General features: G+C 59.8%; 12 protein-coding genes. 9 read left to right on the forward strand and 3 right to left on the reverse strand.

Going from position 1 to position 20179, the window contains the following annotated elements:
* Window positions 1–45 precede the first annotated feature (45 nt).
* The 4 genes from ydiJ to G547_RS20755 all read left to right on the forward strand — a co-directional run bounded on the left by ydiJ (window position 46) and on the right by G547_RS20755 (window position 8528).
* Window positions 46–3093, forward strand: coding sequence for a D-2-hydroxyglutarate dehydrogenase YdiJ (ydiJ, locus tag G547_RS0108865; RefSeq protein ID WP_027329555.1), 3048 nt, complete (start codon window positions 46–48; stop codon window positions 3091–3093).
* Window positions 3094–3429: 336 nt separating this feature from the next.
* Entirely contained in the window at window positions 3430–4437 is a 1008-nt protein-coding gene (locus G547_RS0108870; protein WP_027329556.1) for an LLM class flavin-dependent oxidoreductase, read from the forward strand.
* Between the two features lie 104 nt (window positions 4438–4541).
* Window positions 4542–5645: a phosphoribosylaminoimidazolesuccinocarboxamide synthase gene (locus G547_RS0108875; protein ID WP_027329557.1), complete on the forward strand. Its 1104-nt coding sequence runs from the start codon at window positions 4542–4544 to the stop codon at window positions 5643–5645.
* 93 nt (window positions 5646–5738) lie between these two features.
* Window positions 5739–8528, forward strand: a complete 2790-nt coding sequence (locus G547_RS20755) for a DUF349 domain-containing protein (protein WP_051235118.1) — start codon at window positions 5739–5741, stop codon at window positions 8526–8528.
* A 44-nt stretch (window positions 8529–8572) separates the two neighbouring features.
* Here the strand turns inward: G547_RS20755 and G547_RS20760 are convergent, their stop codons facing one another.
* A complete protein-coding gene (locus tag G547_RS20760; protein WP_084645818.1) occupies window positions 8573–9619 on the reverse strand; it encodes an alpha/beta hydrolase in 1047 nt (348 codons plus the stop codon).
* A gap of 149 nt (window positions 9620–9768) precedes the next feature.
* Here G547_RS20760 and G547_RS0108890 point away from each other — a divergent pair, with 149 nt between their 5' ends.
* Window positions 9769–10827: a DUF5924 family protein gene (locus tag G547_RS0108890; RefSeq protein ID WP_051235120.1), complete on the forward strand. Its 1059-nt coding sequence runs from the start codon at window positions 9769–9771 to the stop codon at window positions 10825–10827.
* 155 nt (window positions 10828–10982) lie between these two features.
* Entirely contained in the window at window positions 10983–13133 is a 2151-nt protein-coding gene (locus tag G547_RS0108895; RefSeq protein ID WP_027329559.1) for a WD40/YVTN/BNR-like repeat-containing protein, read from the forward strand.
* 83 nt (window positions 13134–13216) lie between these two features.
* Here the strand turns inward: G547_RS0108895 and G547_RS20765 are convergent, their stop codons facing one another.
* Window positions 13217–14356, reverse strand: coding sequence for a pectate lyase (locus G547_RS20765; protein WP_051235122.1), 1140 nt, complete (start codon window positions 14354–14356; stop codon window positions 13217–13219).
* Window positions 14357–14718: 362 nt separating this feature from the next.
* Between G547_RS20765 and G547_RS0108905 the strand changes: the two genes are divergently transcribed.
* Window positions 14719–14991: a DUF4212 domain-containing protein gene (locus tag G547_RS0108905; protein WP_027329560.1), complete on the forward strand. Its 273-nt coding sequence runs from the start codon at window positions 14719–14721 to the stop codon at window positions 14989–14991.
* A 3-nt stretch (window positions 14992–14994) separates the two neighbouring features.
* Window positions 14995–16725 carry a sodium:solute symporter family protein gene (locus tag G547_RS0108910; protein WP_027329561.1) on the forward strand — a complete coding sequence of 577 codons (1731 nt, stop codon included), beginning with the start codon at window positions 14995–14997 and terminating at the stop codon, window positions 16723–16725.
* Between the two features lie 116 nt (window positions 16726–16841).
* On the opposite strand, the gene G547_RS0108915 is transcribed toward G547_RS0108910, so the two are convergent.
* On the reverse strand, window positions 16842–17243 hold the full coding sequence (locus G547_RS0108915) for an SMI1/KNR4 family protein (RefSeq protein WP_027329562.1): 402 nt from the start codon (window positions 17241–17243) through the stop codon (window positions 16842–16844).
* 298 nt (window positions 17244–17541) lie between these two features.
* Between G547_RS0108915 and G547_RS22630 the strand changes: the two genes are divergently transcribed.
* Window positions 17542–20085, forward strand: coding sequence for a sensor domain-containing protein (locus tag G547_RS22630; protein WP_051235124.1), 2544 nt, complete (start codon window positions 17542–17544; stop codon window positions 20083–20085).
* Window positions 20086–20179: the final 94 nt, after the last annotated feature.

A 20179-nucleotide genomic window follows, 5' to 3' on the forward strand; every position in this document is an offset into this window, starting at 1 on the left:
CCCGTAAAATGGCGCCCCCAACTTGTCCAGAGCACTACGTCCTAGATGATACCGAGCATTCGCCACACCTCCCCCATCCAGAGCCGCTACCTTGATTTTATCGAGGCGCTGCGTCAGACCGACTTTCAGGGCGACCTGAACCCGGACTACGCCAACCGCACGGTGCTGGCCACGGACAACTCCATCTACCAGGTGCTGCCCCAGGGGGTGGTCTACCCCAAAACCGTGGACGATCTGGTGACTCTGACCACCCTGAGCCACCGGGCGGAGTTTCAGGACGTCGTGCTCAGCCCCCGTGGTGGCGGCACCGGGACCAACGGCCAGTCCCTGACCGACGGGCTGGTGGTGGATACCTCCAAGTACATGAACGAGATCCTGGAGATCAACGTCGAGGAACGCTGGGTGCGGGTCCAGTGCGGCGTGGTGAAGGACCAGTTGAACAAGGCGCTCAAGCCCCACGGCCTGTTTTTTGCGCCAGAGCTGTCCACCAGCAACCGGGCCACCATTGGCGGTATGATCAACACCGATGCGTCGGGCCAGGGCTCCTGCCGCTATGGCAAGACTCGGGACCATGTGCTTGAGCTGCGCACGGTGTTTCTGGATGGCAGCGACTGGACCTCACGCCCCGTGGACGATGCCGAGCTGACCGACATCAGTCAGCGCGAGAATCGGGTGGGTGAAGTCCACCGCACAGTCAACCAGATTTACACCGACCACGCCGAGCAGATCGAAGCGCGCTTTCCCAAGCTGAACCGCTGCCTGACCGGCTACGACCTGGCCCATATCCGCACGGCCGAGGGATTGTTTGACCTGAACAGCGTGCTGTGCGGCAGCGAAGGGACGCTTGGCTTTATCGCCGAGGCCAAGCTCAACCTGCTGCCCATTCCCAAGGTCTCGGCCCTGGTGAACGTCAATTACCGGGACTTCAATGCCGCGCTGCGCGATGCCACCGAACTGATGAAAGCGGAGCCCACCTCCATCGAAACCGTGGACTCCAAGGTACTGAATTTGGCGATGAACGACATCGTCTGGCACAGCGTTTCGGAATTTTTCCCGCCCTCCTCCACCGGCGAGCCCATTCAGGGCATCAATCTGGTGGAGTACACCGCCGATACCGAGGAAGACCTCGACGCGGCGGTCAAGCGCCTGACCGGGCGGCTGGACGCCGAACTTGAAAACGACAACGGCCGACTCGGCTACAGTCTGGCCTGGGGCTCCGAGGCCGTGGCCAAAATCTGGGCCATGCGCAAAAAATCCGTGGGCCTTTTGGGCAACGCCGAGGGCGAAGCCCGCCCCATTCCGTTTGTGGAAGACACCGCGGTGCCGCCGGAGAACCTGGCCGACTTCATCATGGAGTTTCGCGCCGCACTGGATCAACGCGGCCTGGCCTACGGCATGTTCGGTCATGTCGATGCCGGCGTGCTGCACGTGCGCCCCGCCATCGACATGAAGGACCCGGCACAGGAAGCGTTGATTCGCCCAATCACCGACGAAGTGGTCGCGCTGGTGAAAAAATACAACGGCCTGCTCTGGGGCGAACACGGCAAGGGCGTGCGCGCCGAATACGCCCCGGAATTTTTTGGTGAGCTTTACCCGCAACTGCAGCGCCTGAAAGCCTGCTTCGACCCCAACAACCAGCTCAACCCGGGCAAAATCGCCACTCCCAAGACGGAGCTGGAACTGCTGACCATTGACGGCGTCACCACCCGCGGCCAACAGGACCGGAAAATTCCGGTTCAGGTCTGGGAGGGCTACAGCGAAGGCATGCACTGCAACGGCAACGGCCAGTGCCACAACTGGAACCCCAACGATGCCATGTGCCCCTCCTGGAAAGGGACCCGCCTGCGCACCCACACCCCCAAGGGTCGGGCGTCGCTGGTCCGCGAATGGTTGAAACAGCTGAGCGAGCGGGACGTGAATGCGATCGAGGAGAGTGAGGCAACGCGTAAACAGTCGTTCCTGCTGAGCTTCCCCTCGCGTCTGAAAAATACGCTCTCGAAAAAACGAGGAGAATACGACTTTTCTCACGAAGTGCACGAGTCCATGATGGGCTGTCTGGCCTGTAAATCCTGCACGGGCCAATGCCCGATCAAGGTGGACGTGCCCAGTTTTCGCAGCAAGTTTCTGGAGCTTTACTACGGCCGCTACCTGCGCCCGCTGAAAGACTATTTTATCGGCGGACTGGAATACATGGTCCCGACCCTGGCGCGGGTACCCTGGCTCTACAACGGCCTGATGAAACCGCGCTTTATGCAGGCCATCATGGCCAAAGTCGCGGGCATGGTGGACAGCCCATTGCTCACCGGAATCTCGCTGGACAACGCCCTGCACGAGCGCCGCATCCGCTACGCCAGCCCCGCCAATATCGCCGCTTTGACGCAAGTGCAACGCGATAACGCCGTGATCGTGGTACAGGATGCCTTTACCAGTTACTTTGAAACCCAACTGGTATTGGACAGCCTCGACCTGCTCACCAAACTGGGCTTCACCCCGCTGGTGGCGCCCTTCAAACCCAACGGAAAACCTCTGCACGTGCACGGTTTCCTCGGTCCGTTTGCCAAGGCCGCGGTTAAAAACGCCGCGCATCTGAACGACCTGGCTCGCAGTGGCATTCCGCTGGTGGGGCTGGAACCGTCCATGACCTTGGCGTATCGGAGCGAATACCAGAAAGTGCTGGGCAGAGAGGCTCCCGAAGTCGCGTTGATTCAGGAGTGGCTGGCCCGGCAAGGCGAGCAGTTGGAGCCTCGCAAGGATCTGTTGGAACCCAACACCTTTGCCCTGCTGGCCCATTGCACGGAAAAGACCAACGCGGCCGCGTCGATCAAGGATTGGCAGTCGGTGTTCACCGCGCTGGGGCAAAAGCTGGAGGTGGTCGATGTGGGCTGCTGCGGCATGGCCGGCACTTATGGACATGAGGCCAGCAATGTGGAAACGTCGAAGAAGATTTACGGTCTATCTTGGGCGGAAGTGGTGAACAAACCGGAAAATGCGGGCAAGCTGACGGCGACCGGTTATTCCTGTCGCAGCCAGGCGAAGCGAATTGACGGCGCGTCGATTCCTCACCCGTTGCAGGTGTTGTTGGCGCAGATGTGATGGTTGGTGGTTGCGGGACGTCCGGCCCAAATTTCAGTGCGTAGGGCACGGTAAGGCGTGAGCCGCCACCTGCCGTAAAAACCCGAATGACACGACAATATATTGCGGCGGTAATATGGTTTGGGTTCTATGGTAGGTGGCGCGCTTCGCGCTTACCATACCCTACGCCGAACTGCAGGTGTGGCACGTAGGGCTTGGGAGGAGTAAACCCTTGCAAGACCGTGGAGCGGGGGACCCGCGATTCGAGCCTACAGGGATGTATTCACGGCGTGTCTTGCAAGGGTTTACTCCTCCCCAGCCCGGACGCGACTCAACCTCCAAACCCGGAGACGAAGTATGTCCCTCCAAGACAAGAAATTCTCACTGCTCGAACTCGCATCGGTAAGAGAAGACGGCTCCATCACCGAAACGCTGCAAGACAGCCTCCGGTACGCCCAAAAAGCCGATGAACTGGGCTTCGAACGCTTCTGGCTCGCCGAACACCACAACATGGAAGGCATCGCCAGCGCCGCCACCTCCGTATTGATCGGCCACATCGCCGGCGGCACCGAACGCATCAAAGTCGGCTCCGGCGGCATCATGCTCCCCAACCACCCACCACTGGTCATCGCCGAACAGTTCGGCACCCTCGCCAGCCTCTACCCCGGGCGCATCGAACTGGGCCTCGGCCGGGCGCCTGGCACCGACGCCATCACCATGCGAGCCCTGCGCCGGGACATGCGCGCGGCGGACGACTTCCCTCAAGAAGTCGGCCTTCTGCAAAAACTGCTCGCGCCGCTCAAACCCGGGCAGAAACTCAAAGCCATACCCGGCGCCGGCACCGAAGTGCCCATCTGGCTACTGGGTTCCAGCCTGTTCAGCGCTCAACTGGCCGCACAGAAAGGCCTGCCCTACGCCTTCGCCGGCCATTTCGCGCCGCGCATGGTGCGCGAGGCGCTGCACCTCTACCGCGAGGCTTTCCAACCCTCCGAGGTACTGGATCGGCCCTACGCCATGCTGGGCGTCCCCCTGGTCGCGGCTGACACCGACGCCGAAGCCCGCTACCTGGCGACAACCAGTCACCAACGCATTCTGGCGCTGCTGCGAGGCCAGCCGCTGTGGCTCAAGCCGCCAGTCGAGGATATGACGCCGCTCTGGTCGCCCGAGGAAGAAGCCGCCGTAAAAGATTTCCTGGGCCTCGCCGTCGTCGGTGGTCCTGATACGGTGCGGGAAACGCTCGAGACACTGGCAGATGAACTGCCCTTTGACGAGTTCATGTTTACCATTGATCTGTACGATCCAAGGCGGCGTCAGCACGCCCTGGAACTGCTGGCCAAGTTGAAACTCCCGCCCGTTGGCGGTTGAGGCGGGGCGCTGCGCCTCGCGCCTCAAATCTGCTATCATCCCGCGTCTAAAGGGCCTTTGGCCCTCGCTCACTTCCGTCTGGGACATAACCGGAAACATTGCCTATGCCTCTTGCCGATGCTGTACTGGCCGTCAACAACGACCTGCCCATTCGCACTGATCAGCCCGTTCACAGCGGCAAAGTGCGCTCGGTCTACTGGCTTAACGCCACCGACAGCGAACGGCTGATCAAAGAAAAAGGCTACCCCGTCTCCGCCGACACGCCCCTGGCGATCATGGTCATCAGCGACCGGATCTCCGCCTTCGAGTGTCTGTGGAAGGGCGAAGGTGGCATGGAGGGGATTCCCGGCAAGGGCGCGGCGCTCAACGCCATTTCCAATCATTGGTTCCGGCGCTTTCGCGAAGAAGGCCTCGCTGACAGCCATATTCTCGATATTCCGCACCCGCTGGTCTGGATCGTTCAGAAAGCCAGGCCGGTGATGGTCGAAGCCATTTGCCGACAATACATCACCGGCTCCATGTGGCGCGCTTACGCCAAGGGTGAGCGCACCTTCTGTGGCATCACCCTGCCCGAGGGGCTCGAGCGCGATCAAAAATTGCCGGAGTTGCTGGTGACCCCCTCCACCAAAGGTATTTTGAAAGGCCTGGAAGGCGTACCCGAGGCGGACGACGTCAACGTCAGCCGCGCCGATCTGGAGCGCCACTATCAGGCCTTCAACTTCCGCCGGCCCGAGGACATCGACCACTACGAGCGGTTATTGAAAGAAGGCTTTGGGGTTATCAGCCAGGACCTGGCGAAGATCGACCAGATATTCGTCGATACCAAGTTCGAGTTTGGTTACGTTCGCGACAGCCGGGGCGAGGACAAGCTGATTTATATGGACGAAGTCGGCACCCCCGACTCCTCCCGCATCTGGGACGGCCCCAGCTACCGGAAGGGCCAGATCGTGGAACAGTCCAAGGAAGCCTTCCGCCAGGCCCTGCTACACTACGTTGATGACCCGGATGTGCTGCTCGACAAAAGCCGCATGAAAGAACGTTCGGCCCTGGCGGAACAGACCGAACTGCCCAGGGAGCTGATGATGCGAGTCTCCAACACCTACGTCGCCATCGCCGAGAAAATTACCGGCACGCCCCTGCCGCTGTCGGAGAACCCCCGGGCGGAAATTATCGACACACTGCGGACCGATTACGGCCTGATCGACTGACCCGAATGCCCGGAGCGTCACATTGTCGACGCCCGGGCTGAAGTACAATGGGTCTCATGGATTCCTAATAGTCAATAATGAGCTGACACTGCTATGGCACCACTGAAGCGTTTATTCGGCGCCCGAAACCGCCAACCCTCTCTGGACGAGCAAATCAAGGCGCTTGAGACCCGCTCGGAGTCCGAGCTTCTGGCGCTGGTGCAAAGTGACACCCAGGAAGCCCTGCGAGAGGCCGCCCTGAACCACCTCAGCTACAATCAGACGCTGCTCAACCTCTCCCTCGGCGATGGCAAGGGCCGCTTGCAGCAGGCCGCGCGCAAACGCATTGGCCAGTTGCTCGAAGAGGAACACCTGACACTGGAAGAGCTGGGCAAAGCGGTTTCGGACGAAGCCCAGTTGCTCGCACTCAGCAGCTACTCATCCCGGGCGGGGCAGCAGGTATTGGAGCAGATCAACGAGCCGGCGGTGTTACTGGAGCTGGCGGTTCAGGGGGCCAGCATTCAGATACGCCGCGCCGCTGCGGAAAAAATCACCACACGCCCGGAGCTGGAGCAGCTTCAGAAGGCCGCCCAGGGGCGCGACAAAACCGTCTACAAGCTGGCCAAGCAGCGTCTCGACGCCTTCAAGGCGGAAGATGCCCGCCGGGCCGAGGCCGAAGCCCAGGCTTTGGTCATTTGCGAGAAACTGGAATCGTTGCTGAAAACGGAAAACGACCCCCAGTTCGAGGCCAAGCTCGACAAACTTCAGCAGGACTGGAGAGAGCTCTCGGTCGAACCGCCCGAGGCTCTGAAACAGCGTTACGAAAGCGCCTTTGACGCCTACCGTCAGCGCGAGTCCGAGCGCGCCGCCGAACAGGCGCAGCTTGCCGCACAAGCCGAGGCCGAAGCGGCGGAAAAAGCCGAGCGCCGGGCCCGGGCCGAACAGCTGGAAGGCGAGATTCACGAGCTGCGCGCCAAACTGTACCAGGCCACCGCCGAGCAGCTTCACGACGCCCACTGGGAAGAGCAGCTCCAAAACCTGGCGGGCTCACTGCAAGAGGTGGACCGCGAGGCGCTATCCGAGAAGGCGAGAAATCGCGTCGAGCGGGAACACAATCGCGCCGCCGAACTGTTGAGCCAACTGCGCGACCAGGGCGCCCTCCCCGAATGGCTGGAACGCTGGCACAGTGAGGATGCCGAGCAGCGCCAGCAGGCGCGCCAGAGGCTGAAACAATTGCTCAAGGGAGCCCGCCAGTGGCCGGATGCGCCCGAGGCCATCACCACCGTCCTGAACGAGCTGAAAGAAGCCGAAGAGGCAGAACAGGCCGACCTTCAGGCGCAACGGAAACAACAGCGCGAACTGGAAGGGTTAGTGCGGCAAGGCTTGAGCGCTGCCCAACGCGGCCAGGTCCGCCGGGCGCGGGGCCTGCACAGGGCCAGCCATGAAAAGCGCGAGAGCGTGGGCCCCGTTTCCGCTCACTTGACCGGCAAACTCGAAGAACTGGACCAGGCCATAGAACGCCTGAGCGACTGGCACGAGTTTGCCGTTACGCCGAAGAAAGAGGCGCTGATCCGCTCCATGCAGGCGCTGGAAAACAGTCAGATGAACCCGGAGGAACTGGCCCGGAAAATTCATCACCTGCAGGACGACTGGCGCGAAGTCAGCAAGGGCGTCCCTCACCACGACGAGGACCTGTGGCACCAGTTCCAGGAAGCCTCGCACCGGGCCTTCGAGCCCTGCAAAGAATTTTTTGAAGCTCAGGCTCGCGAGCGGGAAGCCAACCAGGCCAAACGGGAAGAGTTGATCGAACAGGTCCAACTATACCTCAATGGCTACCACTGGGACGCCCCGGTCTGGAAGGATGTGGAGCACACCCTCAAGCAGGCCCGGCGCGAATGGCGTGACGCCTGGCCCGTGCCTCGGCAAGCGATCAAAGCTCAAGAGGAACGGTTCGAACCGTTAATGGACCAACTGCACGCCAAACTCAGCGAGGGCTATGACGCCCATCGGGCCACCAAAGAGGCGCTGGTGGCCCGCGCGAAAGAGCTGTGCGAACTGAGCGATTTACCTCAGGCCATTGAAAGCGCCAAGCAACTGCAGGCGCAATGGAAACAGGTGGGTCAATGTCGCCCGAGAGAAGACCAGGCGCTGTGGAAGCAGTTCCGGGCGCACTGCGACGCGATTTTCGCCCGCCGCCAGGCCGAATTCGATGCAGCCGATCAGGCTCGTCAGGCACAGGCCGAGGAAGCGAAACAACTGATTCAATCCCTCAAGGCGCTGCAAACCTCACCGCTCGACAGCGCCGGCGCCCAACGGGCCAAGGTCGATGAGCTCAAAACCGCCTACAAGCAGCTCAATGAGTTACCACGCAACCAGGCACAGACGCTCAATGACGAGTTTTATCAGACACTGAAAGCGCTAGAGCAGAAGCAGCAACAGGCTCGCACCGAAGCCAAAGAGCGCCAGCGCCAACAACTTTTCAACGCCGCTGAAGCGGTTCGGGCGTTTGAACTGGCCAGCCTGGAAGGCAGCGCGCCCGCCGCGGCCCGGGAAGAAGCGGAGATCGCTCTGGACGCGGTGGAACACTGGCCCGGAGACGCCCAGGCCCTGCTCCAGCAACGCATGGCGAACGCCGAGCAATTGAGCGGCGCCGACCAGCAGCGGAACCGGGACGCCATGAGACTGCTGTGCATTCGTGCCGAAATTCTGGCCGAGCAACCGACACCCGAAGAGGACAAGGCGCAGCGTATGGCTTACCAGATGGAGTTATTACAGCAGGGCCTGGGCAAGTCGGAGGAGTCTATTGATAACCTGATGAGCGAATGGCTGGGGTTGGCCGCCGTGCCAGACCCGGAACACACCCAGTTGTTACGGCGTTTTCAGGGCTGTCTGGTGACACCTTGATAGGCAGACGAGCTGAGCGCCACCCGGGCGCTCAGCTCGCAGGCTCAACGCAAATGACGGTTTAAAAATTCGATCATGTCATCCAGGGTATCCGGCGCATCCTCATCAAAACAGTTGCCCAGGTGCTCGTTGCAGCCGCTATCCAGAAACGCGTGATTCTTCCCTTCGTAAACCTTGTACACCACGTCGTGTCCCTTCTCCCGTAGCGTCCCGACAAACGCTTCCACCGCCTCGGGGGGCGTGGTGGTATCTTCACTGCCCACATGCACGAACATTGGCGGCAAATCGTAGGCGTCCGCCTCCGGCACAAGGTAGATGGGAGACACCGCCCGATACAGTTCCGGGTCATCCTCGACATTGACGCCTTCGCCAAACAGGCCCCGCGCTTCAACGCCCGCCAGCTGCCAGAAAAAATTATTCCGGGTTTCAAAGCCCCCCTTGGCCGCCGCGTGCAGATCGAACGCTCCGTAGCTCAGCACGGCCGCCTGCACGGCCAGGCCATCCTCAACCGCCACGGCTTCGGCCGTTTTGCCGTCGGGCAGATAGGTTGGGGTAAAACCCGGTGGGTCGTTGGAAAGCCCGTCGCTGCTCAACCGACGGCCGGCCGTAAGAATCATGGCGCTCAGGTGCCCACCGGCACTGTCACCGGTCACCGCTACCCGGCTCGGGTCCCCGCCGTACTGCGCAATGTGGTCTTTCACCCAAAGCAGACCACCGAACACGTCTTCAATGATCTCATTCATGTAGGTGGTATTGTCGTTGTCAGGCAGCAGCCGGTAATTCATATTGGCCACCACAAACCCGCCGTTCTCCGCCAGATAGCGGGCGGTGGAATCCATAATGCTTTCATCATTGATGAGCCAACCCCCACCGTGATAGATCACCACCACCGGAAAGCCCTCTTCCGCCGGCTTTGTAGCGGCGCCTTTCGGGGTATAGATGTCGACGGTCAGCGTTGTCCCGCCGGGCTCGGCCCAGGGAATATCCTCGTGAACGGTCACCTCGGCGGCGGCCCCTACAGAGAAAAAGAACGTGAGCAGCCAAAAGCCGAGTGCGGAACGCCATCTCGAAAGTGATCCATGTTTCGTCATAGTGTTATCCTCTTCGCCGATTCAATACCGTCAATACGGTTTACCCTCCTGGGTACTGTACCCAGAAACGCCCGGCCTCTGCCAGCCAGGGAACATAAAGGAGTCAAGATGGTTCTTAGAGCCCTCGGTGATGACACGGTAGCCAACCTATGAATGGTCCCTCCGATATCAACCACGAGCCGGAGCGGCCTCGTCCGCTTTACCGGCGGATGATCGACGGCTTTATCCTGTGGTTGAAACAACATCCTCGAGCCTTGGCGTGGGCGGGCTTCGTGTCGGGGGTGGGCAGCTTCTTCCTGGTGGAACGCAAACCGGCACTGGCACAGGTGGTGGCGTTGATGATGCTCGCCAGCTGGGTCTGGCTCATGGCCGAGAACACTCTGCGGCGCAACGCCCTGCGGCTATTGAAAGTCCGGGTTCCCCGCCCGGCTCTGCATTTCATTACCCAGATGGTGCATCAGGAAAGCCTCTTTTTTGTGCTCCCGTTCTTCTTTTTCACCCTGACCTGGAACAGCGGCCAGGTGGTGTTTATGGCACTGCTTTGTCTGGCCGCCCTGGTTTCGGTGATCGACCCCATTTACTACAACCACTTGGCCCGACGGCGCTGGATTTACCTGGGGTTTCATTCGTTGGCCCTGTTTGCTGTATTGTTGACTGCACTGCCCATCATCCTGCACCTGAGCACCGCCCAAAGTTATCCCTGGGCACTGGGGACCGCCGTGGTGCTCGCCATTCCCAGTATTATCAAGGCGCTGCCGCCGCGTCGATGGTGGCGAGGCCTGGCGTTAGTCGGCGTTGTGTTGGTATTGGGGTTCAGCGGCTGGCAAGCTCGACTCTGGGTGCCCCCCGCCACCCTCTGGCTGACGCATGTGTCCATCAGCTTCGACGTCGACTATGACGAAAAACAACCGGGCCGCTCAGTGGCGCATCTCACTGACGAAGCCCTGCACAAGAATGGCCTGTTCGCCTATACCGCCATTCGCGCCCCCCGGGGGCTGAAGGAGCGGATCTACCACGTCTGGCGGCACGAGGGCGAAGTGGTGGACACCATTGCCCTGGATATTCAGGGCGGTCGACAGGAAGGTTATCGGGCCTGGACCCATAAGCAACACTTCCCCGAAAACGCTGTGGGCCACTGGCAGGTACAGGTGGTAACCGAGGCCAATCAGATGATCGGGATGCTGCGTTTTGAGGTAACGAATGAATAGCTCAACCCATAACGTGCACACGCTTTCCTTCCTTGGAGGATCTTGGTGGTCCCTGCGGGCCCTATAGCCTGTGACCTGTGCCATAGCCGTGATCGGTTGAACGTGTTTGAATGGGCCGCCTATTCCTATAACGACAAAAACCCATAGCCCATGCCATGCAAAATCCAAAATCTGTTGTCGCCCTTATCGCGCTTGCGGGCGCCATTCTGCTCGCCACGCCATTCTTAAACGCGCCCGCTCCAAGCTCCGAGGGGCCTATCCTATACCGTGCCGAGGTGCTGGACCCCGATTTCACCGGCGGTGCCATCGCGCCCGACTCCGGCGACTATGTGGCATGGGGCAGCGACGGCGTGGTGATGCGTTCCTCGGACGGGGAGCGCTGGCACCAGCTCGATACGCCCACCACTGCAGAAATTCTACAGCTTGGCTTTGACAACGCGGGCACCTGGGTCGCGGTGGGTGAAGCGGGCACCTTGCTTGTCTCCTCGGACCAGGGCGACCATTGGCAAACAAAAACACCCGACACCTTCGCCCTGTCGATTAACGATGTACTCTACATTCGCCCGGAAGCCGGCCTCCCTGTTCCCGAGAAGGGTCTATGGTTGGCAGTGGCCGCCGACGGCCATTTCCTCAGCTCTATTGATGGCGGCAACCGTTGGCAGACAAGTCGCATCGATACCGACGACGACCTGCTGACTCTGACTTGGGTGAAAGACCAAGGCCGCGTGCTGGTGGGGGGCGAAAATGGATTGGTCGGCACCTCCGAAGACGGTGCGGCATGGACCATCCAGCGCGCGGACACTGAAACCCCCATAACGAATTTCCACGTCTTTGAGGATCTGGTGCTGGGCACCAGTGCTTGGGGTCGTTTGCTGCTGTCCCGGAATGGGGGCACCAACTGGCATCTGGTACAGGCCGAGAAGTCCCTCTATTTCAACGACGCCGCCTATGATCCGGTTCACCGGTCCATTGTTCTGACCAGTCACAACGGTCATATTTTCCACAGCGATGATGCCGGCGAAAGCTGGCACCTGATCGAAGCCCCCTACCAAGGGGCGGGCCACTCACTCGGCGACGTTCTATTCGACCCACAAACCCGCCGCCTGCTTGCCTTCGGGTCTCACGGCGCAGTATTGCAATCCGATGACGGCGGCAAAAACTGGCAAGAGCGGCCCTCCGGCCTTCGCGAGTCCTTTGTGAAGGTACTCTACCACCCCCAACGGCAGACCTACCTCGCGTTGGGGAATCGCGGCTTTCGCGCGGTGAGCGAGAATGCGGCGGCCTCGTGGCAGGTGCTACGGCACAGCTTCGACTTCTATTGGCGCGAAGGTGTGGTGACACCGTCGGGAGCGATTGTCATCGTGGGTGAGTTGGGACAAATACTGCGCTCAGACAACGCTGGCGAAAACTGGAGTTATGTCAACGTTACCTATCCCGACCCGCGCACCCCGCCCACTTACCGGGCGTTGGCATCGCTCGACAAGGGTGTGCTGCTTGCCGCCGGCCCCACAGGCTTGATCCTGCGTTCGTCCGATCAGGGTCGCAACTGGACGGTCGTGCACCACACGCCCTTCAGTGCAGGCGAGGCGTTCACTGATTTGATGGCCTCATCCGATGGCAGTACGGCAATAGCGGTAGAGGCCTTTGGCGGCCCCTATTTCTCCACCGACAACGGACGCACTTGGAACCGTGCACCGACCGACGATGAACGTAACTTCTGGCATGGCAGTGCACTAGGCTCTACGGCGCTGAGCGTGGGACAGAGCGGACTGCTCGCGATGAGCGGGGATGCCGGCAGGAACTGGACACGGGTGGAGCTGGCGGCGGTTTCCGGCAAGGACCTGTATGGCAGTTTTGCCAGCCGATCCCACCAGGCACTCTTCGCCTTTGGGGAAGGCGGTGTCATGGCGCGCACAGAGGACTGGGGCCGCACCTGGCATAAGGTCTCCGTGCCGACCACGGCCACATTAAGACGTATGCTGGAAATACCACAAAGTGGCGTACTGATCGCCTTCGGTGAGAAGGGCACAATCATCCGTTCCCTCGACGGGGGCCTTCATTGGCAAGGTGCCGACAGTGGTGTCAGCGTTGAGCTACGCGCGGGTCTGATTGAGCCCCATACGGGATACCCCTTGATTGTGGGACGGTCAGGGACGCTTTTACGCTCGGTCGACGAAGGCCTTAGTTGGGCGCGGCTGCCGACCCATACGCAGGCGCACTTTCGCAACGGACTGGTTCACCCGGATACCGGTGATCTGTTCGTTTTCGGCGACCGCATTGTGCGTTTGCAACGCCACACACAATAAAGGCAGCGACCGGATGGCCGCTGCCTTTAGACTTCAGTTGATTGAGATACAACGGTTCTTTTGAGCACCCGATGGTTCAGGTTTTAGAAGCTGGTGAGCCCCGAAGAACCGCAGCTCGCCCAAGCCCCGATGCAGACATCGCCCGCATTGCTCACTTCACTGTTACTGATGAAAGCCGTGGAATTCGGGCTATCAGAACGGAAAATACCTTCGCCAAGGTTGGACAACCGGCAGCGTTCAACGGTGACGTCAGTACGGAAGGTTGAGCCGCCGTTCTGACGCAGAAATTTGCCCATGCTATCGACGATGCAGTTCTCCACATGCAGGTCGGATTCAGCGTTGACCTGAATAAACTTGTCCTCGCCGTTATAACCTTCAACATTGCGAACGGTGACGCTGCCCGGTGATTTAATGGTCATGGCATCTTCGCCGACGTTGGTCCAATGGATGTTGTCCAGCGTACCACCGTTGTAGACGTGGATACCGTCAACCCCATTGTTGCCAATGATCACGTTGCGCAGGGTTGCCCCATTTTCAACCCGAAACGCGGGATCCTGGCCTTCGTCCTGGCTGCCATCACCCAGCGCCGAGGTCGGATTAAACGTCTGGCAGCCACCATCATAGCTACCGCTGGTCACGTAGATAGTGGAAGACACGGATGTGCTGCCGGTGGACTGACACGAGGAACCGGTAATGGCACCACCACCGCCGCCATTCTGGCCGACGGGAGTAAAGGTCCAGCGCTGGCTGTCGCCACCCCAGTAGGTCCACAGACCAATGTTGCCGCCGTTGGCCGTGCTGAAGTCAAAGACTTCGAGCGCGGTACCGGCGAAGCGGGACGTGATCACATACTGTCCGCTGCCAATCGCATCAATGGCCCAATGCTGGTTGGTGCCGTTCAGCCACGTCCATTGACGTGCATCGGCCCCGTCATTGGCGTTCCATTCAAACACATCAATGGATTTACCGGTGTGCGCGGCACGGATGGAGTAGTAGCCGTTACCGAGATTGGTCACGTCCCATTGCTGGTTCTGACCGCCCAGGTAGTCCCACTGGATGATGTTGGCGCCATCATCTTGACTGGCGTTTTCGACCTCCATGGGTTTGCCACTGAGAACGTTGGTGATGATGTAACGCCCATCGGCTATTTGCGCCAGAGATGTGGAGGCCATAAGGCCCAGCACAAGCGCTACGGTTGATTTAACGATTAAGTTCTTAAACATGAATCTCTCCTTCTGTATTTATCGATTATTCCACGGAGATTGCCTTTGAACCTGCCTGACCGGATCGGTCTTCAAATCGCTCCGTGATGGTGACCATCAGGGTGCTCGCGGCCGATACTAACCACACTAAAAGCGATTTGTAAGTAATATAGTCACATAATAAAAAAATAATTTAATACTATAACTCAACGAAATCACCGGACTTTCGCCTCACTTCCAATCACAATATCGACATTCTGAAAAATGCTGCATATCACGCCAACGGCCTCCGAAAGGACTAAAGGGCTCTTTAAATTGACAGATTCCTCGTTTTCCTTTTCACTTGGACCCCTACCGATAATCATAATAGTGGGAGCTACACCATGGCTTTTCAGTCTAAGGAGGCCGCCAAACAGTACTGGCGTGCCAACATCAAACTGCTCGTTGTCCTCTTGAGTATCTGGTTTATCGTTTCTTTCGGGGCCGGCATTCTGTTCGTGGACTGGCTGAATCAGTTCCGACTCGGCGGCTTCAAGCTCGGCTTCTGGTTCGCCCAGCAGGGTTCGATCTACACCTTCCTGGTGTTGATTTTCGTATACGTGCTCAAGATGAACCAGCTCGATCGCCGCTTTGGTGTCCGGGAAGACGAGGAGTAAGCCGTGGACCAGCAAACCTTAATCTACCTGGCGGTAGGTAGTACCTTCGCCCTCTATATCGCGATTGCCATCTGGTCCCGGGCCGGCAGCACCGGGGACTTCTACGTCGCCGGCGGCGGCGTGCACCCCATTGCCAACGGCATGGCCACCGCGGCTGACTGGATGTCCGCCGCTTCCTTCATCTCCATGGCCGGCCTGATCGCCTTTCTCGGTTACGATGGCAGCGTGTATCTGATGGGCTGGACCGGTGGCTACGTGCTGCTCGCGCTGTGCCTGGCACCCTACCTGCGGAAGTTCGGCAAATTTACCGTGCCCGACTTCATCGGCGACCGGTACTACTCCCAGATGGCCCGCACCGTAGCCGTCATCTGTGCCATTTTCGTATCGTTTACCTACGTGGCGGGACAGATGCGCGGAGTCGGGGTGGTCTTCTCGCGCTTTCTGGAGGTGGAAGTCACCACTGGCGTATTGATCGGCATGGGCGTGGTGTTTTTCTACGCCGTTCTCGGCGGCATGAAAGGCATTACCTACACCCAGGTCGCGCAGTACTGCGTGATGATCTTCGCCTATACCGTCCCGGCTATTTATATAAGCTTGCTGATCACCGGCAACCCGATACCGCAGCTGGGCTTCGGTGACACCCTGGCCGATGGCTCCGGGGTCCACCTGCTGGACCGGTTGGATGGCCTCACCCGGGAGCTGGGGTTCACCGCCTTCACAGATGGCAAAAAGTCCACCATTGATATGTTCTGCATCACCGCAGCGCTGATGGTAGGCACAGCTGGCCTGCCCCACGTGATCGTGCGCTTTTTCACGGTCCCCAAAGTCCGGGACGCCCGCAAAAGCGCCGGTTGGGCCCTACTGTTCATCGCCATTCTCTACACCACCGCGCCGGCGGTGGGCGCCTTCGCCCGTCTCAATATGATCAATACCATCAACGGCCCGGAAGCCCAGGGCGTCCCTCGCGAGGATATGCCCGAGTGGGTGGAGACCTGGGAGACCACGGGTCTGATTCAGTGGAAGGATGACAATGGCGATGGCCGGCTGTTTTACAGTAATGACAGCCGGAACGAAATGACCATCGACCCGGACATCATGGTCCTCGCCAACCCCGAAATCGCCGAACTGCCCAACTGGGTCATCGCCCTGGTGGCCGCCGGTGGCCTGGCCGCGGCCCTGTCGACCGCCGCCGGGCTGCTACTGGTGATCTCCACCTCGATCTCCCACGACCTGCTCAAACGCAACCTCATGCCCCGGATCTCGGAAAAGCACGAGTTGCTCGCCGCACGCCTGGCCGCCGCGGCCGCTATTGGGCTGGCGGGCTATCTGGGGATCAACCCGCCGGGGTTTGTGGCGGAAGTGGTTGCCTTCGCCTTCGGGTTGGCGGCCGCCAGTTTCTTCCCGGCGATCATCATGGGGATATTCTTCAAGCCGATGAACCAGTGGGGGGCCGTCGCTGGCATGCTGAGCGGCCTGGTGTTCACCGCCGGATACATACTGGTGTTCAAGGGCGTGTTCTTCGAGCCGCTACTGCCGAACACGCGGGAGTACTGGCTGCTGGGCATTTCACCCGAAGGTATCGGTTTCGTGGGCATGCTGCTGAACCTGGCCGTCGCCTTGACAGTGCGCCAATTCACGCCGGACGCCCCACCCCACGTTCAGGACATGGTGGAGAACATCCGCTTCCCCAAAGGCTCCAGTGGCCCGGGCGGGTTTCACGATGAGCTTCACTAAGAGCCCTCAGCGGTGAACTAAGGAGCCATCAGCGGTGAATTAAGAGCCGCCAGCAGTAAGACGAAAAAAGGGGCCACTGACGCGGCCCCTTTTTTACAGCAGCTCTCTGCAGCGTCTCAGCTTTCCAGCCACACCTCGCTGGCCCACTGCCAGACGTCGTCCCAGGCTTCATCGGTGAGGTCGCCATCGCGCCAATACAGCACCTCCCCTTCCGGCTCGACACAGTAGTAATTGCCGTTCACCTCACACAGAGGCAGCAGGTAGCGTGGGAGCCCCATGGCCCAGGCCGTCGCCGCCACCTCCGGCAGATAGTTGTGGGCGTGGGGATCAGCGGCCGTGACCGGCTCCAGAGAGCCGGTGACCACATCGCTGACCAACAGCAGGAAACGCCGCATCTCCCGCGGAATGGGCATCAGGACTTCCTCTTCCACATCCACCAGATCTTCGTGACTGGGGAGTTCCAGGGGGACCGGCACCGGTTGATGCGCGGCCCTGAGTCGTTCCAGGGTCTCTTCCATTGTGGGCTCTTGCGTTGCGAAAGGACTGCCAATGCTAGCGCCCAACCCGACGCCTGACAAGATCTCTGGCCCCGGTTACCGGACCAGCGCTTCCAGCGGGGCCTGAACTACCGGGATGAACAGATTATTATCTATAAATACTCGCTCCCACGGCTTTCGTCTGCTAGAAACCTATATGATGATCTGGCTCAACCTGGACCAAGAGCGGCTGAAAGCCTTTGACGGCTTGAAGACAATCTGACTAAAAGCCCTCTATAATGCACCACAAAGATAATTTAAGCGCCAACCGGGGTCGCCCATGTCCAACATCCAAGACACCTCCATGGAACACTTGTTATTGCGTACCCTTGCGGCGCACTCGCTGGACCTGATTTACGCCAAGGACCGGCAAAGCCGGTTTATGTTCGTAAGCGCCGCGCTGGCCAACCTCTACGGTTGCGCCGCCACGGACGAGATGTTGGGGAAAAACGACTTCGACTTTTACCCGGAAGCGTTGGCATTGGGTTACTACCGGGATGACCAGAGCGTCATCCATTCGGGCGAGCCGGTGGTGGACCGGGAGGAGCAGATGCTAGACGTTACCAGCGGCCAGCACCGCTGGTATTCCACGACCAAGGTTCCCCTGAAAAGCGCTCAGGGAGAAGTTGTTGGTCTGCTGGGGATTACCCGCGATATATCCGCCAGTCGCGACAGTGCCTTCAAAACACAAGAGCTTAACCGCGAACTTGAGGGGCGCGTAGCCCGAAGAACCAACGAACTGGAACAGTTGGCCGCCACTTTGGAAAAAGAGCGGCGCTTGATGCGCACCCTGATTGATGCCTTACCCGACAACATCTACGCCAAGGATCTGAACAGTCGTTTCCTGCTCGCTAACCACTCGGTAGCGGAGAGTATGGGCACCAACCCCGACGATATTCTGGGCAAAGACGACTTCGACTTTTTCCCCGCCCCTCTGGCGCAACAGTATCTTGACGATGAACAAGTAGTCCTGACAAGCGGCGACCCCCTTCTGGAACGGGAGGAACCCACCGTGGACCAGGCAACGGGCAACACGCGCTGGCTGCTGACCAGCAAGGTTCCGTTCCGCAACAAGAGCGGCAAGATCGTGGGGTTGGTGGGGATTGGCAGAGACATCAGCCGCCGGAGGAAGGCCGAGTTGGCCCTGCGGAGAAGCGAGTCACGCTTTCGCAGCCTGACCGAACTGTCTTCAGACTGGTACTGGGAGCAAAACGAACGGGGCGAATTCACTGACCTGACCGATCCCAACGGCAAGTCCGGATTCGCCGATGTGGATATTCTGGGTCGCCGCGTGTCCGAGCTGCCCCATTGCAAACCGCTGAACGGCTGGTGGGCCGAACTGGACACGGCACTAAACGCGCGCGAACCCTTCCGGGAGTTTGAGATGCGCTGCGAACGACCCGGCCAACCGCCCCGGTTTCTCAGCCTGAGTGGCCTGCCCGTATTCGACGACGACGGAGGCTTTCTCGGCTACCGGGGTATCGGGCAGGACATCACCGCACGTCGGCAGTCCGAAGAGCGGGTGCACTTCCTCGCCACCCACGACAGCCTGACAGAGCTTCCCAACCGTTTCATGTTCCATCAGATTCTCGATGTGGCCGTCAACTCCGCCCGCCGCCACCAGCGTGTGCTGGCCGTGCTGTTCATCGACCTGGACCGCTTCAAAAATATCAACGACACCCTCGGCCATGATGCGGGGGACCAGCTGTTGCAAACCATCGGTCAACGCTTTACCCAAAACCTGCGCGCCAGCGATGTGGTCGCCCGCCTGGGGGGCGACGAATTCGTGGTATTACTGCAGGATATCCACTCTGAGCAAGACGCCCGCCTGATCGCCCAGAAGCTGATTGCTACAGCGGTGGAGCCAATCTCCGTTCTGGGACAGGAGTGCCGGGTGACCGCCAGCATCGGCATCTGCATGTATCCGGCGGATGCCGACGACGGCCAGAGCCTGATGAAAAACGCCGACATCGCCATGTACCGGGCCAAGGAGGAAGGCAAAAACACCTACCAGTTCTACTCCCCCAACCTGCAGGCCCGCTCCCTGGAGCGGTTAGACATGGAGAACCATCTGCGCCGGGCCGTGGAACAGAACCAGCTATTTCTGCATTACCAGGCCAAACGGGACCTGAAAACCGGCTCCGTAGCGGGCGTGGAAGCCTTGGTGCGTTGGCAACACCCAACACTGGGTGTCGTACCACCCAATGACTTTATCCCTCTGGCCGAAGAGACCGGTCTGATCGTGCTGATCGGCCGCTGGGTGCTGAACACCGCCTGCGAACAGAGCGCACGCTGGCAGAAACAAGGCCTGCTACCGGTGTGTATGTCTGTGAACCTGTCGCCCCGACAATTCTTTGACGAGCACCTGATCGGAGATATTCAACGGGCGCTGGAGGACTCCGGGTTGCGAGCGGAAAATCTGGAACTGGAAATCACCGAAAGCATGGTCATGCAGAACACCGACCGGGCCATCGACATTCTCAAGGGGATCAAGGCGCTCGGCGTGCGTCTGGCCATAGATGACTTTGGGGTGGGGTATTCCTCTCTGGCCCAGATCAAACGCTTCCCCATCGATACGCTGAAAGTCGACAGCTCGTTTATCCGCGATATTCCCAGCAACTTTGAGGACAAGGCCATTACCCAGGCCATTATCGCCATGGGCAAAACCCTGAGCTTGACCGTAATCGCCGAAGGCGTGGAAACCGTGGAGCAGGAATCCTTCCTCAGAGACCACGACTGCGATCAGTCTCAGGGTTTTTACTTCAGCCGGCCACTGGCGGCGGACGGGTTTGAAGCGTTGCTAAGGGGCGACAACGAGGTATAAGCGGGGCGAGGGACAGCGGACGCCCCTTGTTGAGCGAGTATTCACTAACTGTAAAGACGCTGGCAAGAGCCCCCTCTATCCGCTACCATTCGTT

Source organism: Marinimicrobium agarilyticum DSM 16975 (assembly GCF_000423345.1).
In the GTDB taxonomy this organism is placed as follows: domain Bacteria; phylum Pseudomonadota; class Gammaproteobacteria; order Pseudomonadales; family Cellvibrionaceae; genus Marinimicrobium; species Marinimicrobium agarilyticum.

Excerpts from the sequence above, each read along its gene's own strand:
- G547_RS22630 (WP_051235124.1), top strand. The coding sequence starts at position 17,542 with ATGTCCAACATCCAAGACACCTCCATGGAACACTTGTTATTGCGTACC.
- G547_RS0108895 (WP_027329559.1), top strand. The coding sequence starts at position 10,983 with ATGCAAAATCCAAAATCTGTTGTCGCCCTTATCGCGCTTGCGGGCGCC.
- G547_RS0108875 (WP_027329557.1), top strand. The coding sequence starts at position 4,542 with ATGCCTCTTGCCGATGCTGTACTGGCCGTCAACAACGACCTGCCCATT.
- G547_RS20755 (WP_051235118.1), top strand. The coding sequence starts at position 5,739 with ATGGCACCACTGAAGCGTTTATTCGGCGCCCGAAACCGCCAACCCTCT.
- ydiJ (WP_027329555.1), top strand. The coding sequence starts at position 46 with ATGATACCGAGCATTCGCCACACCTCCCCCATCCAGAGCCGCTACCTT.
- G547_RS20760 (WP_084645818.1), bottom strand. The coding sequence starts at position 9,619 with ATGACGAAACATGGATCACTTTCGAGATGGCGTTCCGCACTCGGCTTT.
- G547_RS20765 (WP_051235122.1), bottom strand. The coding sequence starts at position 14,356 with ATGTTTAAGAACTTAATCGTTAAATCAACCGTAGCGCTTGTGCTGGGC.
- G547_RS0108915 (WP_027329562.1), bottom strand. The coding sequence starts at position 17,243 with ATGGAAGAGACCCTGGAACGACTCAGGGCCGCGCATCAACCGGTGCCG.
- G547_RS0108905 (WP_027329560.1), top strand. The coding sequence starts at position 14,719 with ATGGCTTTTCAGTCTAAGGAGGCCGCCAAACAGTACTGGCGTGCCAAC.
- G547_RS0108870 (WP_027329556.1), top strand. The coding sequence starts at position 3,430 with ATGTCCCTCCAAGACAAGAAATTCTCACTGCTCGAACTCGCATCGGTA.
- G547_RS0108890 (WP_051235120.1), top strand. The coding sequence starts at position 9,769 with ATGAATGGTCCCTCCGATATCAACCACGAGCCGGAGCGGCCTCGTCCG.